Source organism: Nocardioides sp. (assembly GCF_034670285.1).
Lineage (GTDB): Bacteria > Actinomycetota > Actinomycetes > Propionibacteriales > Nocardioidaceae > Nocardioides.
On record NZ_JAXMNS010000429.1, the window covers coordinates 1 to 3130 of the forward strand.

At 69.1% G+C, this 3130-nt stretch carries 3 protein-coding genes and 1 pseudogene; 3 read left to right on the forward strand and 1 reads right to left on the reverse strand.

Translation table 11 applies throughout. The features are described 5' to 3' along the window. Both VOI19_RS17100 and VOI19_RS17105 read left to right on the forward strand, forming a co-directional pair. Positions 1 to 190: pseudogene (locus tag VOI19_RS17100) on the forward strand (SDR family NAD(P)-dependent oxidoreductase); the annotation flags it as partial. 47 nt (positions 191 to 237) lie between these two features. Further along, positions 238 to 1167 (forward strand): alpha/beta hydrolase, encoded by a 930-nt coding sequence (locus VOI19_RS17105; RefSeq protein ID WP_323794158.1) that lies wholly within the window; start codon positions 238 to 240, stop codon positions 1165 to 1167. A 131-nt stretch (positions 1168 to 1298) separates the two neighbouring features. On the opposite strand, the gene msrA is transcribed toward VOI19_RS17105, so the two are convergent. Further along, the gene (msrA, locus tag VOI19_RS17110) at positions 1299 to 1943 is read right to left on the reverse strand and encodes a peptide-methionine (S)-S-oxide reductase MsrA (RefSeq protein ID WP_323794159.1); all 645 of its coding nucleotides are present in this window, start codon (positions 1941 to 1943) and stop codon (positions 1299 to 1301) included. 195 nt (positions 1944 to 2138) lie between these two features. On the opposite strand from msrA, the gene VOI19_RS17115 reads away from it, so the two are divergent. Beyond that, positions 2139 to 3130, forward strand: a 992-nt coding sequence (locus VOI19_RS17115; protein ID WP_323794160.1) for a cystathionine gamma-synthase, incomplete at its 3' end; no start/stop codon positions are given.

Here is a 3130-nt window from a genome sequence, read left to right on the forward strand (position 1 = left end):
GTCGGCGATGCCGAAGGTGCTGTGGCAAGAGCCCGATGACGTCGTCCGCGAGGCATGGGCCGCGGTCAATGCCGGCAAGCCTGTCTGTGTCCCCGGCGCGGTCAACAAGGTGCTCGCCGGAGCTATGCGCCCGATCCCCCGTTCGCTGCAATACCGCCTCGGTCGCGACCACAACCCGTTCGCGCACTGACAACCACCCGCCAGCCACCAGCACCTACGCAATCACCAAGGACTCCGATGACCGACGCTGCCCCGCTGCCCTTCACCAGCCACACCGACTCCTTCCCTTCGCACGGGGTCTCCTGCGCCGCGACGGTGTACCGGCCGACCTCCACCACGGGGGCCACCACGCCCGTGATCGTGATGGCCCACGGCTTCGGTGCCGTCCGCGCCCTGCGCCTACCCGCCTACGCCGAACGCTTCGCCGCAGCGGGCTACACCGTCGTCACCTTCGACTACCGCGGCTTCGGCGACAGTGCAGGTACCCCACGTCAGGTCCTCGACATCTCCATGCAGCACCAGGACTGGGCCGCAGCCCTCGACTACGCCCGCCGCCTCTACGGCGTCGACCCTGCACGAGTCGTGGCCTGGGGACCCTCGTTCGCCGGCGGTCACGTCCTGACCCTCGCGGGTCGCGGCGAACCACTGGCCGCCGTCATCGCCCAGGTCCCGCACGTCAGCGGGCCCGCCGCAGCAAGAGCCACCGGGATCGCTGCCGCAGCCCGGCTCGCACCCCACGCAGTCCGTGACCAGGTGCGAGCGTTGCTCGGGCGCACCCCGATCTACATCCCGGCCGCTGGGGTGCCCGGCTCAACGGCAGCGATGACCTCACCCGATGCCGTCCCAGGCGCGGACCGACTCAAGGCCGACTCGGGCCTTGAGTCCGGCGACTTCCGCGAAGACGTCGCCGCCCGCATCATCCTCAAGATCGGTACCTACTCCCCGCACCGGATCGCCAACAAGATCACCTGCCCGGTCCTCTTCCAGATCGCCGAACGCGACGCCATCACACCCGCCCGGATCGCCAGGAGAGCCGCAGCGAAGATCGACGGATCGACGGTCCACACCTACGACTGCGGGCACTTCGACCCCTATGTCGAACCCACCTTCAGCACCGTCGTCGCAGATCAACTCGCCTTCCTCGCCAAGCACGTGCCCACACAATGAGCAGGCGGGCGCGATCCGCCCGATCATGCCGCGATCGTGCGCGTGCGTGGGTGTCAGGCCCCACGGAGGCCTTGGCTGCACCACGACGACGATGGGCCCCATCATCAGCGACGCGGGCCCATCGGTGAAGGTCAGCTGGTCTCGGGGAACTTCACGCCGGTGTTGGCGTGGCACCGGTACCCATTTACGTGCTTTGCCAGGTACTGCTGGTGCTGGTCCTCGGCGTAGTAGTACGTCGGCACCTCACGGATCTCGGTCGTGATCTCGCCCAACCCACGACGGTCGAGCTCGTCGCCGTACACCTTCGTCAGCTCGCGCGCGGTCTGCTCCTGCTCGGGGGAGGTGAAGTAGATGGCCGAGCGGTACTGCGTGCCGACGTCGTTGCCCTGGCGCATGCCCTGGGTCGGGTCGTGGACCTCGAAGAACGCCTTGACCAGGTCGGCGAACGACACGACGGCGGGGTCGAAGACCACGCGCACGGCCTCGGTGTGGTTGGTGCGCCCCGAGCAGACCTCCTCGTAGGAGGGGTTGGGGGTGGTGCCGCCGGCGTAGCCGACCGACGTCGACCAGACGCCGGGCACCTGCCAGAAGATCTCCTCGGCACCCCAGAAGCAGCCGAGGCCGAAGACGGCGACGTCGTAGCCGTCGGGGGCGGTGTCGGTGAGCACGGGCGCGTCGAGCACGACGTGCTTGTCGGCGAGGTGGAAGGGTCGCTCGCTGCGGCCGGGGAGGGCCTTGTCGGCCTCGATCAGCTCGGACTTGCGGGTGAAGAACACGAGTGCCTCCTCAGGCGTTGCACGTCGGGCCCGATCAGGGCCGCGCAGGGTTCGCGGGGGTTCACCCCGTACAACCACGACGCTAGCCGGTTCGTTCCAGCAGAGGTCTTACGAAGGGGTGACGTGAGCACGCGCACCGCAGCCGGTCGTGGGTAGTCTCGCCGGGTGAGCGACCACACGCAGGACCACCAGGCCATGATCAACAAGGCAGGTTTCGAGACGCGTGCGATCCACGCCGGCTACGAGCCCGACCCGACCACCGGCGCCGTGATCCCGCCGATCTACGCCACCTCGACCTACAAGCAGGACGGCGTCGGCGGGCTGCGAGGCGGCTACGAGTACAGCCGCTCGGCCAACCCGACCCGCACCGCCCTCGAGGGCAACCTCGCGGCGCTGGAGCAGGGCGAGCGCGCCTTCGCGTTCGCCTCCGGTCTCGCCGCCGAGGACACCCTGGTGCGCAGCGTGTGCCGTCCCGGCGACCACGTGGTCATCCCCGACGACGCCTACGGCGGCACGTTCCGTCTCTTCGACAAGGTCGAGCAGGCCTGGGGCGTCGAGCACACCCCGGCCCCGGTCAGCGACATCGGCGCCGTGAGCGCCGCCATCCGCCCCGGGCAGACCAAGCTGGTGTGGCTCGAGACGCCCACCAACCCGCTGCTCAACATCGGTGACATCGAGGCGCTCGCGGCCGTCGCCCACGATGCCGGCGCGCTGCTGGTCGTCGACAACACCTTCGCCTCGCCCTACCTCCAGCAGCCCCTCACGTTGGGAGCCGACGTCGTCGTGCACTCCACGACCAAGTACGTCGGCGGGCACTCCGACGTCGTCGGTGGCGCCCTCGTCGTGCGCGACCACGAGCTCGCCGAGAAGATCGGCTTCCACCAGAACGCCATCGGCGCGGTGTCGGGGCCCTTCGACTCCTTCCTCACCCTGCGCGGCATCAAGACCCTCGGGGTGCGCATGGATCGCCACTGCGACAACGCCGAGAAGGTCGTGCAGTTCCTCGCCGAGGACAAGCGCGTCGACTCCGTCATCTACCCCGGCCTCATCGAGCACCCGGGCCACGACATCGCGCGTCGCCAGATGAAGAGGTACGGCGGGATGATCTCGTTCCGCGTCAGTGGCGGCGAGTCGCAGGCTCTGGCCGTCTGCGAGCGCACCCAGGTCTTCACCCTCGGTGAGTCCCT